Origin of the sequence: Reichenbachiella sp. MSK19-1, assembly GCF_003590315.1 — a bacterium.
GTDB classification, from domain to species: Bacteria; Bacteroidota; Bacteroidia; order Cytophagales; family Cyclobacteriaceae; genus Reichenbachiella; species Reichenbachiella agariperforans.
This window is the reverse complement of sequence record NZ_MIER01000015.1, coordinates 764,708-789,811: the sequence shown is the minus strand read 5'-3', so window position 1 is coordinate 789,811 and position 25,104 is coordinate 764,708. Positions and strand designations below refer to the sequence as shown.

Annotated in this window: 20 protein-coding genes; 19 read left to right on the top strand and 1 reads right to left on the bottom strand. The window is 43.9% G+C overall.

The window, feature by feature from the left end; translation table 11 throughout:
- The 17 genes from BGP76_RS11265 (at nucleotide 1) to BGP76_RS11185 (ending at nucleotide 14,075) form a co-directional block, all read left to right on the top strand.
- Entirely contained in the window at nucleotides 1–1,215 is a 1,215-nt protein-coding gene (locus tag BGP76_RS11265) for a beta-ketoacyl synthase (RefSeq protein WP_073122014.1), read from the top strand.
- Nucleotides 1,208–1,456 (top strand): acyl carrier protein, encoded by a 249-nt coding sequence (locus BGP76_RS11260; protein WP_073122012.1) that lies wholly within the window; start codon nucleotides 1,208–1,210, stop codon nucleotides 1,454–1,456. The genes BGP76_RS11265 and BGP76_RS11260 overlap by 8 nt, the downstream gene beginning before the upstream one ends.
- Nucleotides 1,456–2,322, top strand: coding sequence for a lipid A biosynthesis acyltransferase (locus BGP76_RS11255; RefSeq protein ID WP_119844728.1), 867 nt, complete (start codon nucleotides 1,456–1,458; stop codon nucleotides 2,320–2,322). The genes BGP76_RS11260 and BGP76_RS11255 overlap by 1 nt, the downstream gene beginning before the upstream one ends.
- Nucleotides 2,319–2,747, top strand: a complete 429-nt coding sequence (locus BGP76_RS11250; RefSeq protein ID WP_119844727.1) for a 3-hydroxyacyl-ACP dehydratase — start codon at nucleotides 2,319–2,321, stop codon at nucleotides 2,745–2,747. The genes BGP76_RS11255 and BGP76_RS11250 overlap by 4 nt, the downstream gene beginning before the upstream one ends.
- Nucleotides 2,747–3,178 (top strand): thioesterase family protein, encoded by a 432-nt coding sequence (locus tag BGP76_RS11245; protein WP_119844726.1) that lies wholly within the window; start codon nucleotides 2,747–2,749, stop codon nucleotides 3,176–3,178. The genes BGP76_RS11250 and BGP76_RS11245 overlap by 1 nt, the downstream gene beginning before the upstream one ends.
- On the top strand, nucleotides 3,175–4,275 hold the full coding sequence (locus BGP76_RS11240) for a beta-ketoacyl synthase N-terminal-like domain-containing protein (protein ID WP_119844725.1): 1,101 nt from the start codon (nucleotides 3,175–3,177) through the stop codon (nucleotides 4,273–4,275). Before BGP76_RS11245 ends, BGP76_RS11240 begins: the two co-directional genes overlap by 4 nt.
- Entirely contained in the window at nucleotides 4,272–4,829 is a 558-nt protein-coding gene (locus BGP76_RS11235) for a 3-oxoacyl-ACP synthase (protein ID WP_119844724.1), read from the top strand. The genes BGP76_RS11240 and BGP76_RS11235 overlap by 4 nt, the downstream gene beginning before the upstream one ends.
- A gap of 11 nt (nucleotides 4,830–4,840) precedes the next feature.
- Complete coding sequence (locus BGP76_RS11230) at nucleotides 4,841–5,092, top strand: phosphopantetheine-binding protein (protein ID WP_073122000.1); 252 nt, start codon at nucleotides 4,841–4,843, stop codon at nucleotides 5,090–5,092.
- Nucleotides 5,092–6,270, top strand: a complete 1,179-nt coding sequence (locus BGP76_RS11225) for a beta-ketoacyl-[acyl-carrier-protein] synthase family protein (protein ID WP_119844723.1) — start codon at nucleotides 5,092–5,094, stop codon at nucleotides 6,268–6,270. The genes BGP76_RS11230 and BGP76_RS11225 overlap by 1 nt, the downstream gene beginning before the upstream one ends.
- The gene (locus BGP76_RS11220; RefSeq protein WP_073121996.1) at nucleotides 6,267–7,205 is read left to right on the top strand and encodes a beta-ketoacyl synthase chain length factor; all 939 of its coding nucleotides are present in this window, start codon (nucleotides 6,267–6,269) and stop codon (nucleotides 7,203–7,205) included. Before BGP76_RS11225 ends, BGP76_RS11220 begins: the two co-directional genes overlap by 4 nt.
- On the top strand, nucleotides 7,198–7,944 hold the full coding sequence (locus BGP76_RS11215) for a polysaccharide deacetylase family protein (protein ID WP_119844722.1): 747 nt from the start codon (nucleotides 7,198–7,200) through the stop codon (nucleotides 7,942–7,944). The genes BGP76_RS11220 and BGP76_RS11215 overlap by 8 nt, the downstream gene beginning before the upstream one ends.
- A 6-nt stretch (nucleotides 7,945–7,950) precedes the next feature.
- The gene (locus BGP76_RS11210) at nucleotides 7,951–8,565 is read left to right on the top strand and encodes an outer membrane lipoprotein carrier protein LolA (RefSeq protein ID WP_073121994.1); all 615 of its coding nucleotides are present in this window, start codon (nucleotides 7,951–7,953) and stop codon (nucleotides 8,563–8,565) included.
- Between the two features lie 3 nt (nucleotides 8,566–8,568).
- Nucleotides 8,569–8,949, top strand: coding sequence for a 3-hydroxyacyl-ACP dehydratase (locus BGP76_RS11205; protein ID WP_119844721.1), 381 nt, complete (start codon nucleotides 8,569–8,571; stop codon nucleotides 8,947–8,949).
- A complete protein-coding gene (locus tag BGP76_RS11200; RefSeq protein ID WP_119844720.1) occupies nucleotides 8,939–10,096 on the top strand; it encodes a DUF2062 domain-containing protein in 1,158 nt (385 codons plus the stop codon). The genes BGP76_RS11205 and BGP76_RS11200 overlap by 11 nt, the downstream gene beginning before the upstream one ends.
- A 645-nt stretch (nucleotides 10,097–10,741) precedes the next feature.
- Nucleotides 10,742–11,617, top strand: a complete 876-nt coding sequence (locus BGP76_RS11195; protein ID WP_073121977.1) for a UDP-2,3-diacylglucosamine diphosphatase — start codon at nucleotides 10,742–10,744, stop codon at nucleotides 11,615–11,617.
- A gap of 18 nt (nucleotides 11,618–11,635) precedes the next feature.
- Nucleotides 11,636–12,694 (top strand): glycosyltransferase family protein, encoded by a 1,059-nt coding sequence (locus BGP76_RS11190; RefSeq protein WP_119844719.1) that lies wholly within the window; start codon nucleotides 11,636–11,638, stop codon nucleotides 12,692–12,694.
- Between the two features lies 1 nt (nucleotide 12,695).
- Nucleotides 12,696–14,075: a GH1 family beta-glucosidase gene (locus tag BGP76_RS11185; protein ID WP_119844718.1), complete on the top strand. Its 1,380-nt coding sequence runs from the start codon at nucleotides 12,696–12,698 to the stop codon at nucleotides 14,073–14,075.
- 27 nt (nucleotides 14,076–14,102) lie between these two features.
- Here the strand turns inward: BGP76_RS11185 and BGP76_RS11180 are convergent, their stop codons facing one another.
- Complete coding sequence (locus BGP76_RS11180; protein ID WP_073121971.1) at nucleotides 14,103–14,903, bottom strand: DnaJ domain-containing protein; 801 nt, start codon at nucleotides 14,901–14,903, stop codon at nucleotides 14,103–14,105.
- A gap of 357 nt (nucleotides 14,904–15,260) precedes the next feature.
- Between BGP76_RS11180 and BGP76_RS11175 the strand changes: the two genes are divergently transcribed.
- Together BGP76_RS11175 and BGP76_RS11170 are read left to right on the top strand one after the other, a co-directional pair.
- Complete coding sequence (locus tag BGP76_RS11175; protein ID WP_119844717.1) at nucleotides 15,261–20,714, top strand: MBG domain-containing protein; 5,454 nt, start codon at nucleotides 15,261–15,263, stop codon at nucleotides 20,712–20,714.
- 229 nt (nucleotides 20,715–20,943) lie between these two features.
- On the top strand, nucleotides 20,944–25,092 hold the full coding sequence (locus BGP76_RS11170) for a two-component regulator propeller domain-containing protein (protein ID WP_119844716.1): 4,149 nt from the start codon (nucleotides 20,944–20,946) through the stop codon (nucleotides 25,090–25,092).
- The last annotated feature ends 12 nt before the right edge of the window (nucleotides 25,093–25,104 follow it).

Sequence of the window (25,104 nt, the reverse complement as noted above, 5' to 3'; positions counted from 1 at the left end):
ATGAGAGTAGTTATTACTGGATATGGAGTTTATTCCTGTATAGGGAAAAATGTAGGAGAGGTTACTAATTCTCTCCGTGAAGGAAAAAGTGGGATAGGACTTGATTTGGCTAGAAGAGAATTTGGCTATCGTTCTTGTCTGACAGGAATCGTGACAGAACCAGACCTCAAAGCTGACCTACCTAGGCGTGCTAGATTAGGGATGTCTGAGGAGGCGAAGTATGCTTATGTCTCCACCAAAGAAGCTTTGAATATGGCGGGGATCTCTCAGGAGTATCTAGATGCCAATCGTGCAGGGATACTTTTCGGGAATGATTCGACGGCTGGTGCTGTAGTTGAGGCTGTGGATACGATTAGAGCCAAGAAGGATACTATGTTAGTCGGGTCAGGCTCGATTTTTCAATCCATGAATTCTACAGTTAATATGAACTTAGCGACAATTTTTAAGTTGCGAGGGATCAATTTTACTATCAGTGCAGCCTGTGCATCAGGTTCACATGCAATAGGAGTAGGCTATCATCTGATCAAATCCGGATTGGAGGATATGATTATATGCGGAGGTGCGCAGGAAGTCAATATGTACGCTTTTGGTAGTTTTGATGGATTGGGAGTGTTCTCTACTAGAGAAGAGGACCCTGCGAAATCATCACGACCTTTTGATCAAGGGAGAGACGGCTTAGTAACTAGCGGTGGTGCAGCAACCGTCGTGATAGAGTCACTAGAGTCAGCCCAGCGACGAGGGGCGACTATTTTAGGAGAAGTGACAGGGTATGGTTTCTCATCCAATGGAGACCATATTTCTAATCCAGATACGGCAGGTCAAGTAGATTCTATATCTAGAGCGCTGAAAATGGCAGAGGTTAAGCCAGAACAGATAGACTATGTCAATGCCCATGCAACTTCTACCCCCAAGGGAGATATGTTCGAGGCGCAGGCTATTTTTGATGTTTTTGGAGGGAAAACCCCTGTGAGCTCTACCAAGTCAATGACGGGACATGAGTGCTGGATGGCAGGGGCGAGTGAGATCGTTTATTCGATGATTATGATGAAGAATGGCTTCATCGCTCCAAATATCAATTTTGAAAATCCCGATGAAGTATCCAGAAATCTTAATATTATTGCAGAATCAAAGAATGCAGAATTGAATATGATCGCCTCTAACTCCTTTGGTTTTGGCGGTACGAATTCAACCCTTATTATTAAGAAATATGAGTAGAGAAGAAGTAGTAGAGACCGTTAATGGTTTTTTGGCAGAGGAGTTTGAAGTGGAAGTTGAGGCATTGGATCCTAATGGTGTGTTGCACGAAACGCTAGATTTAGATAGTCTAGACTATGTAGATTTGGTAGTGGTGATCGAGAGTCACTTTGGATTTAAGGTGACAGGAGAAGATTTCAAGTCGATTTCTACGCTCAATGATTTTTACGATTTCATCGTCAACAAGCACGAGCATGCCTAATGACAAAATGGACTGGACGTACTAAAGGTTCCCTACTAGGGTATCGTATCATTGTATGGACTCTGAAATTTGTTAATATTCGTGCGGCCTACCTAATCCTAAGAATCGTATCGTTTTATTACTACCTGTTTGCCTCTACACCTAAAGAGGCACTTTTTGATTTTTACTCCCGAACTTTAAAATTATCCAAAAGGGAGGCTCGTCCCATTATTCGTAGAAATTTTTATGAGTTGGCACAGTCACTTTTGGATAAGATCGCCTTTACTGCTGGTAAAAAGGATTTGTACTCCTATACTAATGAAGGCGAAGATGATCTACTAGCACTAGCCGACCAAGGAAAGGGACTCATACTGATATCGGGTCACTATGGCAACTGGGATATTGCGGGACAGCTGCTGCGTGGATTCGATAAGAAAATCAACATCCTAATCTATGACAATGAACACGAAAAGATCAAAGATTATTTGAAAAGTCAGGGAGTTCAAAATTACAATGTCATCGTTCAGGGAAATGATTTTTCTCATCTGATACAGATTTACGAAGCGTTGCGCAATGACGAGATATTGTGTTTGCATGCGGATCGGTTTCTGCCAGGTGCGTCTACGTTCACGTTGGATTTCTTTGATCAAAAAGCATTGTTCCCTCAAGGTCCCTTTCAGATGTTGTCAAAATTGAAATCACCATTTGCCTTTGTGTTTGCACATAAAAGAACTCGATTTCAATACCATTTCACTGCTCATATGCCTCATACTGATCGCAAAGATGTAGCAGGTGTAGCGCAGGAGTTTGCCGATATTTTGGCTCAAAAAGTGAGAGAAAATCCAGATCATTGGTTTAATTACTACAAATTTTTCCATCAAGTATGAATCCACTAATCAACCGTCAAGAGATCATTCAGTTCATCCCACAGCGAACACCCATCATCATGGTGGACGAGGTGTTGACCTATGAGGAAGCTGAGATTACTACTAATTTTGAGATTAGAGAAGAGAATTTGTTCATCCTAAACGGACGAATGACGGAATCTGGGCTGATTGAAAATATAGCACAAACTGCAGCTGCTAAAGCAGGTTATACTTGCCACCTAAAGCAAGTTCCTGTTCCACTTGGGTTCATAGGTGCCGTGAGCAAAGTACTGGTGCATGGACTGCCACCATTAGGATCGCGCATAGAGACTCAGGTCACCATCAAGAATGATGTGATGGGGGTAACGATCGTGTCTGGTAGAAGTGAGTTGGATGGTGAGCTGTTGATCGAGTGCGAAATGAAAATTATTATCCAACAAGACTGATGGAGTATATAGAAGCGAGTATATCGGTACGAGCAAGGTTCTCAGAAGTAGATGCGATGGGTGTTGTATGGCATGGCAACTATCTAAAGTACTTTGAGGATGGTCGTGAGCATCTGGGCGAAACGAGTAATATGTCCTATATGGATATCGCCAATAGGGGATATTTTGTACCCATCGTCACAGCACATGTGGATTATAAATCCCCCCTGACATTCGGTGACCGCATTCAGATCACTTGTAGGTTGATCAAGAGTAGGTCTGCCAAACTCATCCATGAATATGAGGTGAAGAACTTGGAGAATAACAAAGTGAGCTGTCTTGGAAGAACAGAGCAGGTGTTTTTGAATGCTGACACGAAGGAGTTAGAGCTGACTTACCCATCTTTCTATGAGGAGTGGATCGGAAAAACAGCGTGGAGCACAGAAGCATGAGTTTTATAGCAGCCCCACATATTATTTCTCCTCTCGGGAATTCCGTACATGAAAATTTCGAGCGAGCACTAGTAGGTCAATCTGCTCTACGTCTTCATTCGGATCATCCTTTTGCTCCAGTGGATATTCCATTTGGTATCATCACGGATCATGAGAGATCTGAGGGATGGACCAAACTGGAGTCGCTCTGTCTACAGTCCTGTCAGCAGAGTTTGGCACAATTGAAAGACACATCTGGCAAGTGGTTGTTGATATTCTGCACGACCAAAGGAGATATAGATCGCCTAGCCAGTGGTCTCAGCGAAGAAGTGAAGCCACAGTATTTGGCACAAAAAGTAGCCAAAGAATTACCTATAGATATAGATACAGAAGTAGTCTCCAATGCCTGTATTTCAGGATTGTTAGGCGTGATCATGGCACACGACTATGTTTCGACAGGTGTTTATGACCATGTATTGGTACTAGGAGGGGATTTGTTCTCTGATTTTACTTATAAGGGATTTGAATCCTTTATGGCGTTGAGTGCTCAGGCATGTAAGCCATTCGATGCGAATAGAGATGGGTTGTCACTTGGTGAAGCGGTGGTGAGTGTGGTTGTTTCTGACCAGAAAGAGATTTTTAACCAAGTGGATTGTCAAGTGCTTGGTGGCGCTAGTGCCAATGATGCCAATCATATATCTGGGCCTTCACGAACAGGCGAGGGTTTGTACCGATCCATCCAAAAGACATGGAAGCAGACGGGACTTTCGGCAGAGGAAGTAGATGCTGTGTCAGCACATGGTACTGCGACCCGGTACAATGATGACATGGAATCTATTGCTTTTCATCGTGCAGGATTGGCAGCCAAACCGATTAACAGCATGAAGGGGTACTTCGGTCACACCCTAGGAGCTGCAGGGGTGTTAGAACTAGTCATGTCCATGGAAAGCATGCGTGCCGGCATATTCCTTAGTAGTCTGGGATGTGAAGCATCCGGAACAACTGAAGAGATCAATGTCGTGACCGAAAATAGACCTATGGAGATTCACACGCTGCTCAAAACCACCTCGGGATTCGGAGGATGCAATGCCGCAGCGATAATCCAAAAGATACAATGAGTCAGCAAGTGTGTCATATCAAATGGAATGCAGATGGACTGATAATCGATGGTCAGCAGGCTGATTTGCTTCCTCATGAGGGAGGACTAAAGGAATTATTAGCAGCCTACTACAAGTCGCTAGGTTTGAATTACCCTAAGTTTCATAAGATGGATAATCTTTCGAAGCTGGGTGTGCTAGGCGTAGCAATGCTTAGTGCGCAATATGATTTGAGTGCGTATGCAGATGATGCCATAGCGATGCATTTTCAGAATGCTTCGGCGAGTTTGGATACGGACTGGGTACATCAGCAAAACATCAATGAGGGAAAGGCAGCGAGCCCCGCCAATTTTGTGTACACTTTGCCTAATATTGTGCTGGGAGAAATTGCCATCCGAAACAAGTGGTATGGTGAGAATTTATTTGTCGTAGCAGATAGCTTTGATTTGGAACGATGGATGAAAACCAACCAAGTGCTATTCGACCAAAACAAGGCTGAGGCTGTGTTAGGTGGATGGGTAGAGGTCTTGGAAGAGAAATTTGAATTAGAACTGTACTTCGTAGTGAAGCAGTAAAATATAGCGTTATGGATTTAAAATTAGAGCTGAAAGAAAAGCTGATTGACCAGTTGAATTTAGAAGAAGTGAAACCTGAGGATATCAAGGACGATGAACCCTTGTTTGGCGAAGGTTTGGGATTGGATTCTATCGATGCGTTAGAGATCATTGTGATCTTGGATAATAACTACAATATCAAAATAGGTAATCCAGAGGAAGCGAGAGATATCTTTCACTCGATCAATACCTTGGCTACTTATATAGAAGCAAACCAAAAGTAATGAACGTGTATGTGACAGGCATCGGAGTAGTCTCTGCACTGGGGATAGGCGTAGCGGCGAATCAAGATGCCCTAGCGTCTGGACGTACAGGGATTGTGAGCTGCGAGACTCGAAAGGGTCCCAAGCTGAAAGGATGCCTATCACTATCTGACGAAGCACTTAAGTCACGGCTAGGGTTAGAGCTGTCTGCACAGGTGCCACGTACTGCTATGCTAGCGATGCTAGCAGCAGAGGAGGCATTGGGAGACACAGTCATGCATACTGACATTCGTTCGGGATTCATCAATGGTACGACGACTGGTGGGATGGATTTGAGTGAAGCGTATTTTTCTGCGCTTTATTTGGAAGAGGACGATTCAGAGATGGTGAAGTTACTGACCCATGATTTGGGCACAGTGACCCAGCTAGTCAATCAGCGTTTGGGCTTCACCGATTATGTCAATACACTTTCTACCGCGTGTTCATCGGCAGCCAATGCGATCATGCTAGGTGCTAGAATGATCAAAGCTGGAATGATTGATCGGGTACTGGTCGGGGGCGTAGATGCCTTGACTGATTTTACGGTGGATGGCTTTGGGTCTTTGATGATCTATGATACGGAGCATTGTAGACCATTTGACGAAGAGCGTGTCGGGCTGAATCTAGGAGAAGGAGCTGGTTTTTTGTTGATAGAAAACGATAAGAGTTTGGCTCAGTCTCAGAACAAAGTACTGGCGCGATGTGCAGGTTGGGCAAATGCCAATGATGCCTACCACCAGACGGGCACCTCCCCAGAGGGCAATGGCGCAACACTGGCGATGATAGAGGCGCTCAAAGTAGCGCAACTCACGCCATCAGCTATCGACTATCTCAATGCACACGGTACAGCGACCAAAAACAATGACAATTCTGAGTTGAGTGCGATTGATCGCGTGTTCGAGGGTGTGGATGTAGATTTTAGCTCTACCAAGGCCAATACTGGACATACACTAGCTGCGGCTGGTGGGATAGAGGCGGTTTATGGGATTATGAGTATCCTGACGGGAGCAGTTTTTCCTAATCTCAACTGGAAGAACAAGATGCTGTCCAGTGACCGTAAACCAGTACTGACTTATACCAAGAAAGAAATTAATGCGGTCATGTCCAATTCATTTGGGTTTGGCGGCAACAGTACCTCTTTGATATTTACTAAGGCATGAGGAGAGTATTCATAAAGTCGGCCGTTTCTATTTCAGTATTGGATAGTTTTCTGCAGGAGGACTTGTCTCAGTTGTCAGAATCTCCAAATGGAGCGTGGACACTCAAGGAACCAAACTACAGAGACTATGTCGCACCAGCGATGCTTCGCCGTGCCTCCAAAATGATGAAAATGTCATTGGCATCTAGCCAAACCGCATTAGAGCAGTCAGGAATCCAATCACCAGACTCTATTATCGTCGGGACTGGCTTAGGTGGGATGACTGATACAGTCAAATTCCTAGAAGGATCGATACGCGCCGAAGAAGGAAGCCTGATTGCACCTGGAGCTTTTATCCAATCGGGACACAATAGCGTCTCTGGCCAGATTGCGCTACTCTTGAAAAACCAGCAATACAACATGACGCATGTCCAAAAAGGACTTTCTTTTGAGTATGCGCTGTTGGATGCGATGCTTCGTGTCAAGGAAGGAGATGATGCAGTATTGTTAGGAGCTGTGGACGAAAAAATAGGTGTCCTTGATCAATTGGCGGAGCGGATGACATGGCCAGAGGATATGCGGAGGCAACTTTCAGAAGGTTGTTCATTCTTCGTAGTGGAGGGAGAAGCCGCGACGGGTGTAGAGATCGTAGAGGTTAAGATCAGCAAGACAGAAGACTTGTTGTCCAATCTAGATAGGTTACTAGAGTCGCATAGCTTAAATCTAACGGATAGTGTTCAGAACTTTGTGGGGTATTCGGAGTTGCCCAAGGCTGATTTGCCTTTTGCACATCAGGTCTATACGGATCGTGTAGGACGGTACTTTAGCAGTTCGGCTTTTGGGTTTCATTTGGCCAGTGATACGCTCAAACATCAAGGTAAGCCGGGCGATTTTGCGACGGTGATTCATTTTAGTGATTTGCAGTTTAGTAGCATTATGCTCCTCAGACGTGTCTAAGTTTTACCTCACGATAATCATTTACTTTCTGGTGCAGATGCCCTTCATGTTTTGGGTGGATGCGGACGATGCATTTGCGTATAGCATGCTATCTCTGGCAGTATTGTTCGTTTTGGTGATGAGCATGTCTCTGATGATTCGTGCCAATTTCTTTCTGACGGCTCGGCATAGACTGGACTCAGACCATGTGATGCTGACTTTCGATGATGGGCCGCATCCTGCGCTTACACCGAGAACGTTAGATATATTGGAAGAAAAAGGAGTCAAGGCGATGTTTTTCCTCATTGGCAAAAATATAGAACAATACCCTGAGCTTGTAGAGCGGATCGTTAGAGAAGGACATCTGGTGGGTGGGCATAGTTACCATCACGAGTGGTCTATAGGATTCAAGACCGGGCGGCAATTGACGCAGGAGCTGATGCGACCCCAGCGTCAGTTGTCGGAGATTACAGGACAAGATGAGCGGTATTTTAGACCGCCTTTTGGAGTGACCAATGCGCACATCGCCTATGCCGTGCAGCAAAATAAGCTAAAAACGATAGGCTGGTCATTGCGGACTTATGATACTGCTGCGGATTTTTCTACGGAGAAAGTGGCGAGAATTGTAAAGCGAGCTAAACCTCGTGACATTGTGTTGTTGCACGAGCGCATGGAGTCTACGGTAGAGGCCTTGCCAGCATTGATCGATGGCATCCGCCAAAAGGGTATGGAGTTTGGTGTACTAACCGCTAAAAGTTAAAATCAGATGAAGATAAAAATAATGACATTGGGTCTCTGCCTCTTTGCAAGTCAGTTTTTGGCTGCACAAGATGCGGCAGTGGAGGATTTTTTAAAGCGTTTAGAGGCTTTCAATGAAAAGACGACCTCTATCGTGAGTGATTTTGAGCAGGTGCAGGAGTTTTCTTTTTTGGAAGAGAAGATGAATTCTAGCGGCAAGTTTTATTTCATGAAGCCCGGGATTATGAAATGGGATCAAATCAAACCAGAGCCTTACTTTTTTGTCATCAAAGAAGATGAAGCCTATAAGTCTGATGGGAATGGGATCAAAAAGATTCCCGTGAACAGTCCACAGATCATTGGCTTTAAGAAATTTCTCATGCAGACGATGGATGGTTCTATCCTCAAGAGTGATGATTTTACCCATGAGATTACACTCACGGACCTATCGGCCAAGATTACTTTAGTACCGCAGCAGCGTGCACTGAAACGTATGTTTTCGCAAGTGCGTCTGGTGTTCGATAAAAAAACGTTGCTTCTTACAGAATTGACCTTTTATGAGTCTGCCGAAGACTTTCGTTCTGTTTATTTTAGCCAGCACGAACTAAATACACTCACTGACGCAGCGCAGTTTACCCGATAATCTATGAACGAGAACGCTTTCCTATCCTTAGTTACATTCGGTACGCTAACCACTGACGAGTCAGGGTTCACGCTACCACTCACTATCAATCCAGCACATGAGATATTTGAAGGGCATTTCCCAGAGCATCCGATCGTGCCAGGTGTTGTCACCATGGAGATACTCAGGAGAGGGTTGGCGTTAGCGACGAGTCAGAACATTCGCTTGCGTAAGGCTGCCAATATTAAGTTTCTCGGGATGATAGATCCCAATGCTACACCAGAACTGATTTTGCAGTTTAGCACGACAGAAACGGACGAGGGACTCAAAGTTAAGGCCAGTATATCTGCCAAGGACACCGGTGCGGTACTGTTCAAGCAGCAAGCCACCTATTATGCAAGTTGAGGCAGCGCATATCCATTATTGCGTACTGATCCCGACTTACAACAACGGGACGAAGATAGCACCTGTGCTAGATGCGGTCTCTGACTATACGTCTAACGTGATCGTGATCAATGATGGGGCGACAGACGATACTGCCGAGATATTGGCGCGTTTCCCACAGTTCGAGGTGATCACACATCCTGTCAATCAAGGAAAGGGCGTGGCACTCCGACATGGGTTCGAAAGGGCGATCGAGCTAGGCTATGACTATGCGATTACGATCGATTCGGATGGTCAACATGATCCAGATGATATTCCGCTGTTTTTGCAGGTGATAGCTGCCAACCCTGGAGCAGTAGTGATGGGTGCGCGCAATATGGAGCAGGAGGGCGTACCAGGCAAGAGTAGCTTTGGCAATAAGTTTTCTAACTTTTGGTTTTGGGCGGAGACGGGGATTTCACTGCCTGATACGCAGACAGGATTTAGAGCCTACCCATTAGCGCCTATCAGTAAGAAGCGATGGGTCACTTCTAAATTTGAGTTCGAGATAGAAGTGATTGTGCGGTTGGCCTGGTCTAATATTTCTTTTGAGTCAGTGCCCATTAGTGTGACTTACGAAGAGGATAGGATTACGCATTTTAGGATGTTTCGTGATTTTGCACGTATCAGCGTGCTCAATACCTTTTTGGTGACCTTGGCTTTGTTGTTTTTCTTGCCTCGGCTATTGATCATGCGTTTTTCGCTTCAAAATTCAAGGAAGAAACTTCATGATGAATTTAAGAAGAACAAGGATAATCCAGGGCGAATGGCTTTCTCTGTGGGTTTAGGGCTCTTTTTTGGGATATTTCCGGTTTGGGGCTTTCAGATGCTTGTAGCCTTCGGGATCGGTAGCATATTCAAGCTGAACCGTATGGTGGTGCTTTTCTTTTCGAATATTAGTGTCCCACCTATGATACCGCTCATTATTTTCTTGAGCTTTGTATGCGGAGCACCTTTTGTCGATGATCCCGTGTCTATCGAAGACTTTAGAGTCCTGACGATGGATTCCATTTATGATCAGTTGAGACAGTATGTGATAGGCTCGATTTTATTTTCCTTTCTAGCGGGTGGACTAGGGACACTGATTTCCTTTCTGATTTTGACTTTTGCACAGCGCAAACCACAGTAGTCTTAGAACCGTGATTTTTTGATTTGGGTTGGATATTGTACTTAATAGGAGCATAACCAAAAAGCTTAGCTTACCTGAGCCTGAAGGTAAGCTTACCAGAGCCCCAACCTAAGCTTACTACAGGGTGAACCTAAGCTTACCTTGGCCCTGAGGTAAGGCAACATGGGAGCCGAACTAAGCTTAGGTTGGACAGGTCGCTTTAAGACTTAAAAGAGCGAGGGGTTTTAGGGTGTGGCATTTGTTCCTGACGCTTGCGGAAAGCAGTAAAATGTATTTTGTGGTTCATACAGTCAGACGAGGGAATGTTGCATACTTCTGCTGATGGTATTCATGTCCTCTGTGTAGCATTATCCCAAACTTCGTCCAATGTTATCAAATAGCTCATGTAGCTGTATATTCATTAACATGCCTTTCTTGCTATTAATACAAAAATAATGATGAGTAAATGGCTCAATAACATGTGTTTATCACTTTTGTAAATAAACGAGCATGAATATTCAACTAACCACTCCATCATTCAAAGGAATGCCCCACCACTCGAAGCGTGCCAGGGTTGTGTATCTTTTTAGAGCAGTACAACAGTTTTTCTTTTCTATGATTTCGCAGTTCACCGGATCGTTAAGATCGCCACTCAAGTCGAACTAGATGAAGAAGTCAGAAAAACGCAGTGTTGATATCCTTATATTGTCAGATATCCACCTAGGTACCTATGGTTGTCGAGCGAAGGAGCTGCTCGTCTATCTCAAGAGTATATCTCCCAAGGAAGTAATTCTCAATGGTGACATCATAGATATATGGCAGTTTAGCAAGCGGTACTGGCCCAAAAGCCACATGAAGATCGTGAGCTATATCTTTAAGTGGATCTCAAAAGGTGTCAAGGTAACGTATCTCACGGGCAATCATGACGAAATGCTGCGTAAGTTCGAAGGCTTCACGGTCGGGTCATTCGAGTTGCAAAACAAGATGGTGCTAGAGCTGAATGGAGAGAAGGCTTGGGTTTTTCATGGAGACGTATTTGATATCACGATGCAGCATTCGCGCTGGGTGGCTCAGTTGGGAGCGATAGGGTATGATTCGCTCATTATGATCAATCAGGTGGTCAATTTCGTCAGCGAGTTTATGGGAAAGGGACGTATTTCGCTTTCTAAGAAAGTGAAAAATAGCGTGAAGAGCGCGGTGAAATACATCAACCAGTTTGAACAAACCGCAACAGAGATCGCCGCGGACAATGGGTTTCGCTATGTGATATGTGGGCACATTCATCATCCCGAAATGCGAGAGTATGTCACAGAGAAGGAACCCGTCATGTACTTAAACTCGGGAGACTGGATAGAAAATTTGACCTCACTGGAGTACAATGATGGCAAGTGGTCGATTTTTCAATTCAAGGACGAGGACTTCCCTCAGTTGAAAACAGGAAAGGATAGAGAACAAGAGTTAGAAGAAGAGATCATGGATTTGTCCGACAAAACGCCGAAAGAACTCTATGGGCGTATGCTCCAAGAGATGTTGAAGAATTAAGAGATTAAGCAGTAGTCAATGAAGATATTATACGCGATACAAGGAACGGGAAATGGTCATTTGAGCCGTGCCATGGATGTAATTCCCGCATTAGAAAAACGGGTCACAGTGGATGTGCTCATCAGTGGGATACAGGCAGATCTCAAAGTTCCTTTTCCAGTCAAGTATCGCTATGATGGGTTGAGCTTTATCTTTGGTAAAGGTGGCGGAGTGGATATACTCAAGACGTTTCGAAGAGCAAGTGTCCGAAGACTGATTCGTGATATCAAGAGCTGCCCTGTGCAGGACTATGATTTGGTGATCAATGATTTTGAGCCCGTGTCAGCGTGGGCTTGTCGAATCAAAGGGATAAAGTGTATTGCGCTTAGCCATCAAAGTGCGTTGCGTTCTAGTTTGGTACCTAAACCAAAACATGCTGATTGGATGGGGTCTCAGATTCTCAAAAACTATGCACCTGCCAGTGACTATTATAGCTTTCATTTTAGAAAGTATGATAACAAGATTTTTACGCCCATCATTCGCAATGATATCCGCAATCAGGAGATCACAGATATGGGACACTTTACGGTGTATCTACCTGCCTATGGTGACAAGAAATTGATCAAAAATTTGGCGAAAATAAAGAATGCCAAGTGGGAGGTCTTCTCTAAACACACGACGAAAGATTATAACCAAGGCAATGTCCATATTCAACCCATCGATGGGATGAAGTTCGTGCAGAGTATGGCTGCTAGTGCGGGTGTGTTGTGTGGGGCTGGATTTGAGACGCCTGCTGAGGCGATGTACCTGACTAAGAAACTGATGGTGATCCCTATGAAGCGTCAGTATGAGCAGCATTTTAACGCAGAGAGTCTGCGCGAGTTAGGAGTCCCAGTACTCCCTAAACTAGGCAAGAAGAGTAGAAAAGTACTGCAAGAATGGGTAGATGAGGGAAAAGAGATTCCTGTTTACTTCCCTGAGCAGACCCAGTTTATCATCGACAAGGTGCTGCAGGAGCATATCTCCGCACCAGAAATAGAAGAGGTGAAGAAAAAAGCCCCGCTTTTCTCCTTGCCAATCCTGAAAATATTATCCTAATATGATTTTTACGAAAGACGATTTTGGCCCCAATTTCCATTGGGGAGTGAGTACTGCGGCCTATCAAATAGAAGGTGCACATGATAGTGATGGCAAAGGGCCTTCTGTTTGGGATCAGTTTGTCTCTAAAAAAGGTAAAATTCAGGACGGATCGAATGGCAACCATGCCTGCAATCACTACCATAACTATGCTGAAGATGTAGCACTTATCCAGTCGTTGAATATTCCCAATTATAGGTTTTCCATTGCTTGGTCTCGTATTTTTCCAGAAGGAGTGGGCAATATTAATCAAGCAGGAGTGGACTACTACAACCGATTGATAGACGCCTGCCTAGCCAGTGATGTGGTGCCGTGGATCACCCTGTATCATTGGGATCTTCCGCTTGCGCTTCAGCGTAAGGGGGGTTGGGTCAACCGTGAGGTGTTGCACTGGTTTGAGGAGTATGTCACGGCATGTGTCAAACTTTTCGGTGACCGAGTCAAAAACTGGATGGTGCTCAATGAACCAATGGTGTTCACGGGAGCAGGGTATTTTTTAGGGTATCATGCACCAGGCGTCAAAGGGATTAAAAATTTCGTACCAGCGATGCATCACGCTACGCTGTGTCAGAGTCTGGGTGGACGGATTATTCGTGACCTACGTCCAGATGCGCATATCGGGACTACATTTTCGTGCTCACATATCGATCCAGCGAGTCAAGAGACGAAGGATATCAAAGCGGCTAAGCGTTTTGATGCCTTGCTCAACCGCCTATTTATAGAACCAGCGATGGGGCTAGGCTATCCTGTGGAAGATCTACCAATCGCAAAGCGCGTAGAGGACTATTTGGAGGTAGATGATGAGAAGAATATGCCTTTTGACTTTGATTTTGTAGGCTTACAGAACTATACGCGTGAGGTAGTCAGGCACAACTGGTACATTCCCTATCTACAGGGACAGATTGTAAAAGCCGAAGACAGAGATGTGGAAAGGACGGAAATGGGATGGGAGGTCTATCCCAAAGGGATCTACAAGATGTTGAAGCGATTCAATAGCTATGAGAATGTCAAGTCAATCCTAGTGACTGAGAACGGCGTAGCGTTTGATGATCAGGTTGATAGCGGCTATGTCAAGGACCCACGCCGAGTCAAGTTTTTGCAGTCCTATATCTCTGAGGTGCTCAAAGCGAAACGCAACGGAGTGAAAGTGGACGGATACTTTATTTGGTCACTGATGGACAACTTTGAGTGGGCAGAGGGGTACGCGCCTCGTTTTGGGATAGTACACAATGATTTTGAGACACAAAAACGTGTCGTGAAGGACTCTGGGTATTGGTACTCGCGCTTTTTGAAGTCATCTAAGGTGATGCTTAGCGATGATCCCAAGAAGTCGATGGTTTAGCTTTTTTGATTGTAGAACAACAGGCTGTCAAGAGAAAAAGATGGACAGTTCGAAGAAGTAAAGGAATGTCAAGAAGATCGCCATGGACAGTTTCGTATCTAGGGTCATAAAGACAAAATGATAGAGCAATGCACCCAGTAAGATTATTTTGATCAAAAAATTAAAGAACCCCATCATGCTGCCTCTCTGCTTGAGGTGTATGATATCTCCCTGAGTCGAGCGGTAATCCATCGTCACGGGCAGAGAAAAGATAGTTGACCGGTGTACAGTAGCGACTTGATTCTTTCGCATGTATTTAACATCTCCTTTGTCGAACTTCATATGAAAGTCTGGAAAATGAACGACATCATAGTACCCGTAGGATTTACCTCTTTCAGGAGCTACTTGTCTGTTGACCACTTGATAGTCATCAGTTTGTAGGGGTAGGTAAGTGTCTACCTCCAGCAGTATATTGAACAGCAGCATGGCGACTGTACCCACATTGAAGAATTTAAGTAGGTATTTGATTAGCTCATTTTTTTCTCGGATCGCATCGCGTGTACGCTGCTGTGCATAGGCTCTGGCTTTGGCACGATACTGACGGTATGCCTCTGCCTCTGGATCATAATCATAGTCAGACTGAGAGGGTTTGATCGTCTGAGGTCGAGGACCTACAGTGGTTAAAAATTTGTAAGCCTCATGGATTTGAATGAAACGCTCTTTGGCATCTTCATACTTGCTAATGTCTGGATGATATTGCTTAGATAGGGAACGGTAGGCGGCTTTTATTTCTGCTTTTGTAGCACCTTCATGGAGACCCAGTATGTCAAGATAGTAGTTATGCGTCACGTGGAGGAGTTTGTTTTTTGGATGTGGAAAGCTAAAAAGAATTGGGTGTTTGTTAGGGAAAAGTGTTTAAAAAATTAGAGTTGATTCAATAGCTCTTTTTGGGGATCAATTTTTTCAAAGGCTCGACTTATAATCTCTCGACAAATCTAAATATACGGAAATAGCTGTAATGACAACTTCGGGAAGTCAGTAGTGCACTTCAGTAGAATTCACCAGAGTTAGACTTTATTCATAATTCGAAAATCAAATATTAATTGGATACTGACAAATACACATAGGTAGCTAGCGAACAGACACTGTGTATATATAGAGTCTGTCTTTGTAGTTTATTCGAGGTGAAAATCAATTCGAATTAATATGAAAAAGTTAACCTTACTGATAATGATGGGTTTGTTGTCCTTGAAGTATTCTTCAGGGCAAGCCCAATGTTCAGCTCCATTTCAAAATGTGATGGAGAATTTTGATGTCGTACCAGATCCTAATGATCGGTCGGTTCTTCCTGATTGTTGGAGCTCTTATTATACAGCACCATACAACGGGCGTGAGAATGGGTCGATTCAGGTTTATAATGGGGAGTTAGCCATGAACTCTACCTATGGAGGGATAGCCTTTACACCAAATCTCAACAATGTAGATGGTGTGATTAGTTTTAAAGCGTATAAAGGATACTCAGGTACAATGACCTTGGATATGGGCTTTTATGTAGGTTCGACATTTCATATTGCTCAGAGTTATACCTTGTCTTCTACAGAGCAAACATATACCTATGACTTTTCCACTTATACAGGTACATCGAATTCTAATATTGCATTTAGACATGGTAATGGAAATGGCTCTGCAGTGAATTTGTATATCGACGATATAGACTATAGAGGGCAGTGTCTAAACCCAGGGAACCCTACAGCAATTGCAAAGGATATAACTGTATCACTAGGGTATAATGCGCCTGAAGTAGTCGTGAGCGCGGCTCAAATCAATAACGGGTCTAAAGACGACTGTGACATTACGATCACTAATTTTAGCCTTGACAAAACTACATTTACTTGTGATGATCTGGGAGAAAACACCGTGACACTGACAGTAGTGGATGAAGGTGGACGAACTGATACGGATATAGCGATCATTACTGTAGAGCCCTATGTGGATATAGCAGTTTATACTAGTACAGGGATCGTTTTGGATGAAAATGGAGAGGCGAGCTATACGGTCGAGGAACTCAATCATGAAAACAGTTCAGCCTGTAGTGCTATTACGTATAGTTTTAACCAGCTAGAGTTTAGTTGTGCAGATATGCCATATACAGATGTGACGGTTACGGCTACTTACGACGGAGAAACAAAGTCCTATACACGTACTTTGAGCATCAAAGATGTAACTGCCCCAGTAGTGACGGCTCAAGACATTAGTGTGACCTTAGATGAGACGACCAATGAGGTAGCCATTACGGCAGACATGGTAGATGATGGTTCTACAGATGTCTGTTCGTCAACGTTGACTTACGCACTATCCAAGACGCAGTTTGACTGTTCAGATGTAGGTGAAAACGTGGTGATACTGACGGTGACAGATGAGTCAGGCAATAGCAATACTGCCGAAGCAACGGTGACCGTTCTTTCGACTATCACAGATGAGACCTTGACTAGCTCGGTGACCGAGTTTTGCCCAGATGGTACATCATCTGATGTGACCATCTCTACGGGAGGGTCTGAAGTAGGCGTGAGTTATTACCTAAGAAATAGTGCAACGGGTAGTGTCGTAGATGGTCCGATTGCTGGTACAGGCAATGCGCTAGACTTTGATGCAGGTACACTCAGTGAGACGACTACATTCAACGTCTACGCCGAACCTGATGAGGTAGAAGACTATGCGTTGGAGTTTGCTCAGGGAAATCAATATGTTGCTGCTGGAGAAGATGTAGATTTTAACTATGATCAGGGATATACCATGGAGGTTTGGGTTAAATCCTCTTTTAATACAAGTTATTCACATGCGTTGGTAGAATACGGTACGAGTGGAGCTAGTGATATTCAAATCTATGTTCAGGGTACAACAGGTTATTTGACAATTGTTCATGATAGAAACGGATCACCCAATACTTATTTTCAGTTTCCTCAACCACCAACTAACCAATGGACGCACATAGCAGTGACTTATGATGGGGGTACAGCGGGTGTTAAAGCTTACTATGATGGAGTAGAACAAACTAGAACCAACGAAGTGAACCCAACAGGTTTGTTGCCCAAGCGAGCTGGGGCTACTTTAAATATCGGCCGAGCGTTGACATTTAATAATGCTACTGATAGTTATTCGGGGCTGATGGATGAGCTCAGGTTATGGAGTGTCGAGAGAACCTCTACAGAGATATCTGATAATATGAACGCTGCCCTAACTGGGGCCGAAATGGGACTCGTATCCTATTTTGATTTTAACCAAGAAGGATCTTCTGTTTTGACAGATCTTGCTGGTGACAATGATGGTACGTTGACAAGCATGGATCCAGCAACAGACTGGGTGAATGGAGTATTTTATCATGAGGTATGTGGGGTGTCGATGATGTCTGAGGTAACCGTCGGAGACGGCACTGCTCCTACGGCGATCGCACAAGATATCACTGTACAACTGGATGCGAATGGCAATGCAGCGATCACTGCTGCGGACATAGACAATGGTTCGACTGATAACTGTACAGCAGTTGGTGACTTGGTCATGACGCTCGATCAGAGTGAATTTGATTGCACCATGTCTGGAGAAAATACGGTGACGTTAACCGTGACGGATGCCTCAGGCAATGAAGCAACAGCTACGGCAGTTGTCACGATTCCGTCATTGATAGAAGATGCGGTGGTGAGTACAGAGACTACATCTGTTTGTCCAGGATCAACTGCTACGATTAGTCTGGCGAGTTCTATGGAAGGGATCAGCTATTATCTGCGCAATGCTGCGGATGAGAATATAGCAGGACCTATAGCGGGAGATGGAGAAGCATTGGATTTCGAAACGACAGCCATCAATGCCGAGACTACTTATCATGTGAGTGGTCAGTTAGAGGCATCTGAAGATAACAAGGCCGTGCAGTTCGGTGGAACCAGTACAGCTGCATATGCTGAAATCGCATCTTCTACTACGATGCAATTGTCGGGCAGTTTTACACTAGAAGCATGGATCAACCCTAGTACTTACAACAATTACGTGCCAATTATAGAGACCTATGATGCATCAGGAGGGTATATATTAAGGTTGCAATCGAATGGAATTCCTGAAGCTTATGCGATGTACAGTTCTTCAAGTTTCTCAAAACTGGTGGGTAATACGGCGGTACCAGCAAATCAATGGAGTCACTTGGCTTTTGTTTTTGACGAAGAGAATGACAACATGACGCTATACATCAATGGTACTAGCATTGGGTATTTGGCTTCCACGATTGATCAGAGAGGTAGCGGGACGACTATCAAGCTAGGAGCCATAGGAGCAAATGCTCAGAGGTATGGTCAAGTGACGGAGGATGAAGTGAGGATTTGGAATGGTGTTCGTACGCATCAGGAGTTGCTCGATAACATGAATACCTCGCTATCAGGGGATGAAGCCAATTTGGTAGCCTATTACACTTTTAATGACATGACTTTTGCGGCTAGTGACATGGTGATCACTGACCAAAGTGGTAATGGCAATGACGCAGTGATCAAAGGGGTCTATGATGCTGAAAATATTATAGAAGGTGCTGACATTAACCCAAGTGTAGTGTGTAGCGGTGATATGTCTACTACGGTGACGATTACACCAGAGGATGTCACAGACCCAGAGGTCGTGACGCAGAACATCACTGTGGGACTAGATGGTAATACGTCTGTGACGATTACGACAGAGGATATTGACAATGGGTCTTCGGACAACTGTAGTGCATTGACTTTTGCCTTGGATGTGACCACATTCACGGATGCAGAAATAGGTGAACATACGGTGACCTTGACAGCTACGGATGCTAGTGGTAACTCGGCGACTGCCACTGCTACAGTGACTGTAATAGATAAGTTGACTCAAACCATCACTTTTGCTGCGATTGCAGACCAAGTATACGGAGCAGAACCAGTTGATTTGGATGCTTCGGTGGACTCTGGTTTAGAATTGACCTATACAGTCGTTGATGGGCCAGCAACGATTTCGGATGCAGGAGTCAATTTGACCGGTGTAGGTACAGTGACTATAGAGGTTTCACAAGCTGGAGATGAAGATTATGCAGAGGCTATTTCTCAGCAACAAAGCTTTGAAGTCAGTCCTGCGACATTGACGGCTACTGCTGATGACTTGGAGGTTATTTATAATGGGTCAGTTCCTGAGCTAATGGTGACTTATACTGGTTTTGTTAATGGAGATGATGTGTCAGACCTGACAACAGAGCCTACCTTGACGACAGATGCAACTGGTGATGCAGGAACTTATGTGATTAATGTAACTGGAGGAGAAGCTTCCAATTATACATTTACACTAGTAGCGGGTTCATTAGAGATTACACCGGCAGCCTTGACGGTGACGGCTGATGACCAGCAGATCAACTATGGAGATGCTATTCCTGCCCTTACCATGACCTATAGCGGTTTCGTGAATGGAGAAGATGAATCAGCTCTTGATACAGAGTATGCTTTAAGTGTGGATGGAGATGGTGTCAATGCAGGAACTTATACTATCCTTGTTTCTTCCAGTGCTAATACTTTAGCGCGCCAATCAGCCAATGCCAAAATAGACAAAGAGGCTTCTGAGGGTAACTACAGTATTACCACAGTCAATGGTACATTAACAGTGAATAAAATACCATTGACCATCACTGCTAATGATCATGCTTTAGTCTATGGAGAGAACATTTCAGAATTTGGTATGACATATAGTGGCTTCATTAATGGGGATAGCCATGAGAATTTGCTCTCCCTCCCGACAGCTTCTGTAGATGGAGGAGTCAATGCGGGTACCTATGATATAGTCTTAGCCTTTAATACTATGGAAGAGCTTGCTAGCCAAAGTAGTGCTTCTAAATCAGTAGTCGCAAAGGCAGATAACTATGAGATCACCTTGGTGAATGGAACCTTGACGATAGCACAAAAGGAACTGACGGTAACGCCAGATGATCAGACGATGGTCTTTGGGGAGGAACTGCCTGAGTTGACGATGGCTTATTCAGGATTTGTAAATGCGGACGATGCATCAATGCTAGATACTGCTCCTGTAGCGAGTACCACAGCTACGAGTAGTAGTGATATAGGCCAGTACGATATCACTGCAGCAGGTGCTTCGGATGTGAACTATAGTTTTGTGTATGTCACAGGTCAGTTGACGATAGGGGTAGCTACTGCTACGATTTCTATCACTGATTTAGATAGACATGCTAATGGTTCAGCAATCATACCGACAGTGACGACTAGTCCAGCTGGCTTGAATGTGATACTGACCTATGACGGATCATCTACCGCACCTACAGCAGAAGGAACTTATCAGGTAGTGGCTACCATAGATGAGCCTAACTATACAGGCGATGCGAGTGCGACATTGGTAATAAATCAAGTGTTGTCAGCGGATGACTTGGAGCAAGAGATTAGTTTCTATCCTGTACCAGTGATGGATCAAGTAACGATAGTGGCTAAACAAATAGATAAAGGCCAAGTATTAGTCTACGATATCCAAGGACATCAAGTCATGAATATGAGGCTATCCCAAGGTCAAGGGCAGTATAATGTGAGTGCGTTGCAAGCAGGGTTGTACATTTTTGCAATCATAGATGAAGAATCGAACTTCATCAAGCGACAGAAGATAATAGTTCGATAACAGTGATTTTCACAACAACCGGAAGCGGCCTGATATCAGGCCGCTTTTTGTGTTTATAGCGTAATGTAGATTTCTAGGATACGTTACAGGATTACTGGACTTACCCAATTGCTGACCTAAGAGTCAGATGCAACATCTGTCGCATCGATTGTTGAATATGTGATATAGATATAATTGGCTTTTTCGTCAATTGCGGGTAATATTAGGTTGGTTAAGAAGACAAGGATTCATGGTTAGAAGATTACTAAAGAGCTGCTATAGCCTAGTAGTGGTACTGATGGGTGTGGTGATGGCCGTTCATGGGGCGGAGAGACTAAACCAATACGTCTTTACTGCGATAGACGAAGGAATGAGTAAACGTGCCGTGACGTCATTTGCTCAAGATAAAGAAGGGTTCATTTGGATTAGTACTTTTGGGGGAGGTCTATATCGTTATGATGGGTTGGATTACAAGCAGTATAATTTTGATCCAAATGATTCAACATCTCTGAATAGCAATGTGGTTTTTGGTATTTACAATGACAGTCAGGGAGTCATGTGGGTCATAACAGACAATGGTGTTTGTCGGTTCAATAAGGATAATGACTCTTTCGACCGGTTGAAAGTTATAGTAAATGGGGTCGATGTAAGTGATCGTTCATACTTAGCAATGGCGGAGGACGATCAAAGCAATCTACTTTTTTCTGCAGGAGGCTATGGGCTGCTGCGTTATGATCGCCAGACAGAGACCACTGACCAGATTTCTGTCCAACGCACTTCAATTGGGCAGCTACAGATTGAGCAGATATTGACGACTACTTCTGGTGAAGTGTATCTCGCGAGTAGCGAAGGCGTGATGATTTTTGACTCAAAAAACAAACAAGTAAAGAAAGCAACTTTTGACGATGCTAGCGGAGGGTTTGAATTGGGAGGATCGATTATTTCTCTTTACGAATCCAAAAATGGAGATCTCTGGGTAGGGACTCAGCTGGAGGGGGTTTTTAGGCTCTCGCACCGTGATGATCGGGGCAATGGCATGTGGTCGAAACAAAATATACCCGTATCGAATAAGCGCATTTTATCCATGATGGAGGATAAGGGTGGTTTGATGCTCGTCGGGACAGAAAATGATGGGCTGTGGTTAATTAACGAAGAGGGGGAGGTAGTGGATAGCTATTACTATGACAAGTTCGCTGGAGATCATATTAAAGCGAACTCAATTTGGTCACTCTATCGAGATCATAACGACCGTATTTGGCTCGGCTACTATGACAAAGGGGTAGGGTTATATGATCCGAATTATGACAAGTTCAATCATCTCATTAGTCAGGCGAATGACCTGAATTCGCTACATGTGGCTTCTGTTAGTGGTATTGTAGAAGATCGTCAAGGGAAGTACTGGATTAGTATGGATGGGGGTGGTATTGATATTTACGATCCCGAAACTGGCATATTCGAACATACATTAGGACATGATCCGCGAATCAAAGGAATGAAAAATAAAGCCGTGCAGGCACTGTTAATGGATCAGGGTTTTGGATTGTGGGCAGGCAGCTGGGAGGGAGGATTGTTCTATCTGCCCGAGGGAAGCGAACGCTTTCAGCATTTTAATCTCGTGAATGATGAAGGAGAAACTGAGTCGATTCGTATCATATCGCTGGCACAAGGGACAAGCGGTATCCTGTGGTTGGGGACGTTTGGACACGGTCTTTTGTCTTTTGATCCCAAGACGAAACAGTTTACTACCTATCTTGGAGAGGATTTTTTGCAAAATGAATTGGTTAACGTAGATGTTCGTACAGTACTAGTCGATACTAAAAATGATGTCTGGGTAGGGAGTACACGAGGGTTGTATAGACTCTCGCATGCGCGTGGGGATATCACCTCTTGGGAGGAAATCAAGTTGCCTCAGGGGGATGCAGAGCATCATGCTAGTATTACCCATGTCGTTTCCTTGTTTGAAGACTCAAGGCACAATATGTGGATAGGTACGGACGGAGGGGGGCTGTGTCGTTATGATCCATCCACTGTTCGTTTCGAATGGTACAATTCTGAAAACGGCCTACTGCAAGAAACCATAAGTGGTATCATAGAAGACGATCAAGGTAAGATTTGGCTAAGTGGTCAGTCTGGGATTACCTCTTTGGACATTGATACTGGATTCACTCAGCAATATTCGGTGCATGATGGATTGCTGTCTAATGCATACAATTTCAACGCGACGCACAAAAATAACAAGGGCGAGTTGTTTTTTGGCAACTATGCGGGGATTGACTATTTCAATCCTAAGGATTTGATCACCAATAGGGTTAAACCAAAGGTCTATCTCACAGAGTTTCGTTTGTTCAACGAACCAGTATTGCCGAGTCAGAATAATGCAATTCTACAGCAAGTTATTTCAGAGACCGAGGCGATCACTTTGATGCATGATCAGTCTGTATTTACCATTCAGTTTGTAGGATTGAACTATACCAGACCAGAAGAAAACGAATATGCATTCTATCTGGAGGGGTTAGAGTCTGACTGGAACTATGTAGGTAACAAGCGAAGCGCTACCTATACCAGTTTGACGAGTGGGGAGTATGTCTTTCGGGTTAAAGCAGCCAATAACGATGGTGTTTGGGGAGATGAAGTTCGAGAACTGACGATTACAGTTTTACCTCCATGGTGGAAGACCAAAACAGCTTTTATGCTATATCTCTCCATGTTTATGTTTCTACTGTATCTGTTTTTTAGGGTGATTAAGATACGAGTCCACGATAAGCAAGCGGTGCTCACAGCTGTGGAAAATAGAAAAAGAGAGGAAGAACTGAATGATAAAAAAATCCAATTCTTCACCAATATTTCACATGAATTTAGGACGCCTTTGACTTTGATCATGAATCCGCTGAGAGATATACTGCATGATCCTAATGTAGCGCTGCCAGAGCGTATGTTGGATAAGCTGCAAGTGATGTACAAAAACTCTGACTTGCTGAAACGATTGATTGATGAGTTGATGGACTTTAGAAAATTGAAGTTTCAAAAGTTAAGACTGAAAGCGGAACTTTTGGATGTAGAAAATGCAGTTAGAGCCGTTTGTGATTACTTTCAAGAGGAAGCTCTTTTTAAAGAAATAGATTTGGACGTGATACCAAATCCAACCGAGCAGCTGCTATGGATGGATCGCGGGATGTTGGAAAAAATAATGTTTAATCTACTTTCCAATGCTTTTAAAGTTACGCCTCAGCAGGGGAGTATTCAGGTGCATACAGAGCTTGCTAGCCATACCTATTCAGATCAAAACACGGTTGATAGTTTGAAAATTAGGATTCGGGATACAGGTCCAGGTTTGGATGAAGATCAGTTGGATAAGATTTTTGAGCGCTTTTATCAAGTGGATAAAAAGAACAAGGATTATTTTGGAGGCACAGGGATTGGACTTGAAGTCGTCAAGGATTTCATCACTTTGAATAAAGGAGATATTATAGTGGAAAGTGAAGTGGGAGTGGGGACGTCATTTGTACTTTGTTTCCGATTAGGGGATGATCATTTGGAAGAAGGTGATAAAGTAGATGCAATTCTACCTGATGAAACCCTGATGACGCCAAATTATAGCGAGAGGCTAGTGGCTAGCGAGGAGAGAGAGGTCGTGCCTGAGCAAAAGCGAAAAACCATTTTGGTGGTGGAGGATAATCTTGAACTACGAAAGTATTTGAAGAATGAGCTAAGTCTAGTCTATAAGGTGTTGATGGCTAAAGATGGACAAGAAGGATTAGAAACGGCAGTCAAAGAGATCCCTGATCTGATTTTGACGGATGTAGTGATGCCGCGTATGACAGGACTAGAACTATGTGCAGCGGTAAAGGGTAATTTGAATACGAGTCATATTCCTATCCTCATGCTGACAGCTAAGAGTAGTGCAGATGAGCATCTCGAAGGAATAGATACTGGTGCAGATGCGTATATCACCAAGCCTTTCGATATGCGATTGGTACTGAGTCAACTGTCTCAGTTGGTTCAGAGTCGTGAGGTGCTCTTTGCCAAGTATTTTAAAGGAACTGCTACGAAGGAGGATGTAGGAAGTACAACGACACTTGACAAGGGATTTATCCAAAAACTATTAGACTATGTCCATGCCAATATCTCCAAAACAGACCTGAGGGTAGAATCTCTAGCAGATGAATTGAACCTGAGTAGGAGTCAGTTGTATCGGAAAGTGAAGGCTATTACAGGTAGTTCCGTCAACGAATTTACACGAAATGTGAGACTGAATCGTGCCCATAAATTGATCGAACAAGGCAATACGAACATCTCAGAAGTCAGCTATAGTGTTGGGTTTTCGTCTCCCTCGTATTTCACGAAGTGCTTTAAGGAGTATTTTGGGTATTTGCCTACAGACACTCCTTCGGTTTCTTGATTTGGTGTGTTT

Bases quoted from the DNA above. Each gene is read 5' to 3' on its own strand.
- BGP76_RS11205 (WP_119844721.1), top strand. From the start codon at position 8,569: ATGAACGAGAACGCTTTCCTATCCTTAGTTACATTCGGTACGCTAACC.
- BGP76_RS11230 (WP_073122000.1), top strand. From the start codon at position 4,841: ATGGATTTAAAATTAGAGCTGAAAGAAAAGCTGATTGACCAGTTGAAT.
- BGP76_RS11220 (WP_073121996.1), top strand. From the start codon at position 6,267: ATGAGGAGAGTATTCATAAAGTCGGCCGTTTCTATTTCAGTATTGGAT.
- BGP76_RS11240 (WP_119844725.1), top strand. From the start codon at position 3,175: ATGAGTTTTATAGCAGCCCCACATATTATTTCTCCTCTCGGGAATTCC.
- BGP76_RS11200 (WP_119844720.1), top strand. From the start codon at position 8,939: ATGCAAGTTGAGGCAGCGCATATCCATTATTGCGTACTGATCCCGACT.
- BGP76_RS11190 (WP_119844719.1), top strand. From the start codon at position 11,636: ATGAAGATATTATACGCGATACAAGGAACGGGAAATGGTCATTTGAGC.
- BGP76_RS11210 (WP_073121994.1), top strand. From the start codon at position 7,951: ATGAAGATAAAAATAATGACATTGGGTCTCTGCCTCTTTGCAAGTCAG.
- BGP76_RS11265 (WP_073122014.1), top strand. From the start codon at position 1: ATGAGAGTAGTTATTACTGGATATGGAGTTTATTCCTGTATAGGGAAA.
- BGP76_RS11260 (WP_073122012.1), top strand. From the start codon at position 1,208: ATGAGTAGAGAAGAAGTAGTAGAGACCGTTAATGGTTTTTTGGCAGAG.
- BGP76_RS11170 (WP_119844716.1), top strand. From the start codon at position 20,944: ATGGTTAGAAGATTACTAAAGAGCTGCTATAGCCTAGTAGTGGTACTG.
- BGP76_RS11235 (WP_119844724.1), top strand. From the start codon at position 4,272: ATGAGTCAGCAAGTGTGTCATATCAAATGGAATGCAGATGGACTGATA.
- BGP76_RS11255 (WP_119844728.1), top strand. From the start codon at position 1,456: ATGACAAAATGGACTGGACGTACTAAAGGTTCCCTACTAGGGTATCGT.
- BGP76_RS11245 (WP_119844726.1), top strand. From the start codon at position 2,747: ATGGAGTATATAGAAGCGAGTATATCGGTACGAGCAAGGTTCTCAGAA.
- BGP76_RS11250 (WP_119844727.1), top strand. From the start codon at position 2,319: ATGAATCCACTAATCAACCGTCAAGAGATCATTCAGTTCATCCCACAG.
- BGP76_RS11185 (WP_119844718.1), top strand. From the start codon at position 12,696: ATGATTTTTACGAAAGACGATTTTGGCCCCAATTTCCATTGGGGAGTG.
- BGP76_RS11195 (WP_073121977.1), top strand. From the start codon at position 10,742: ATGAAGAAGTCAGAAAAACGCAGTGTTGATATCCTTATATTGTCAGAT.
- BGP76_RS11175 (WP_119844717.1), top strand. From the start codon at position 15,261: ATGAAAAAGTTAACCTTACTGATAATGATGGGTTTGTTGTCCTTGAAG.
- BGP76_RS11225 (WP_119844723.1), top strand. From the start codon at position 5,092: ATGAACGTGTATGTGACAGGCATCGGAGTAGTCTCTGCACTGGGGATA.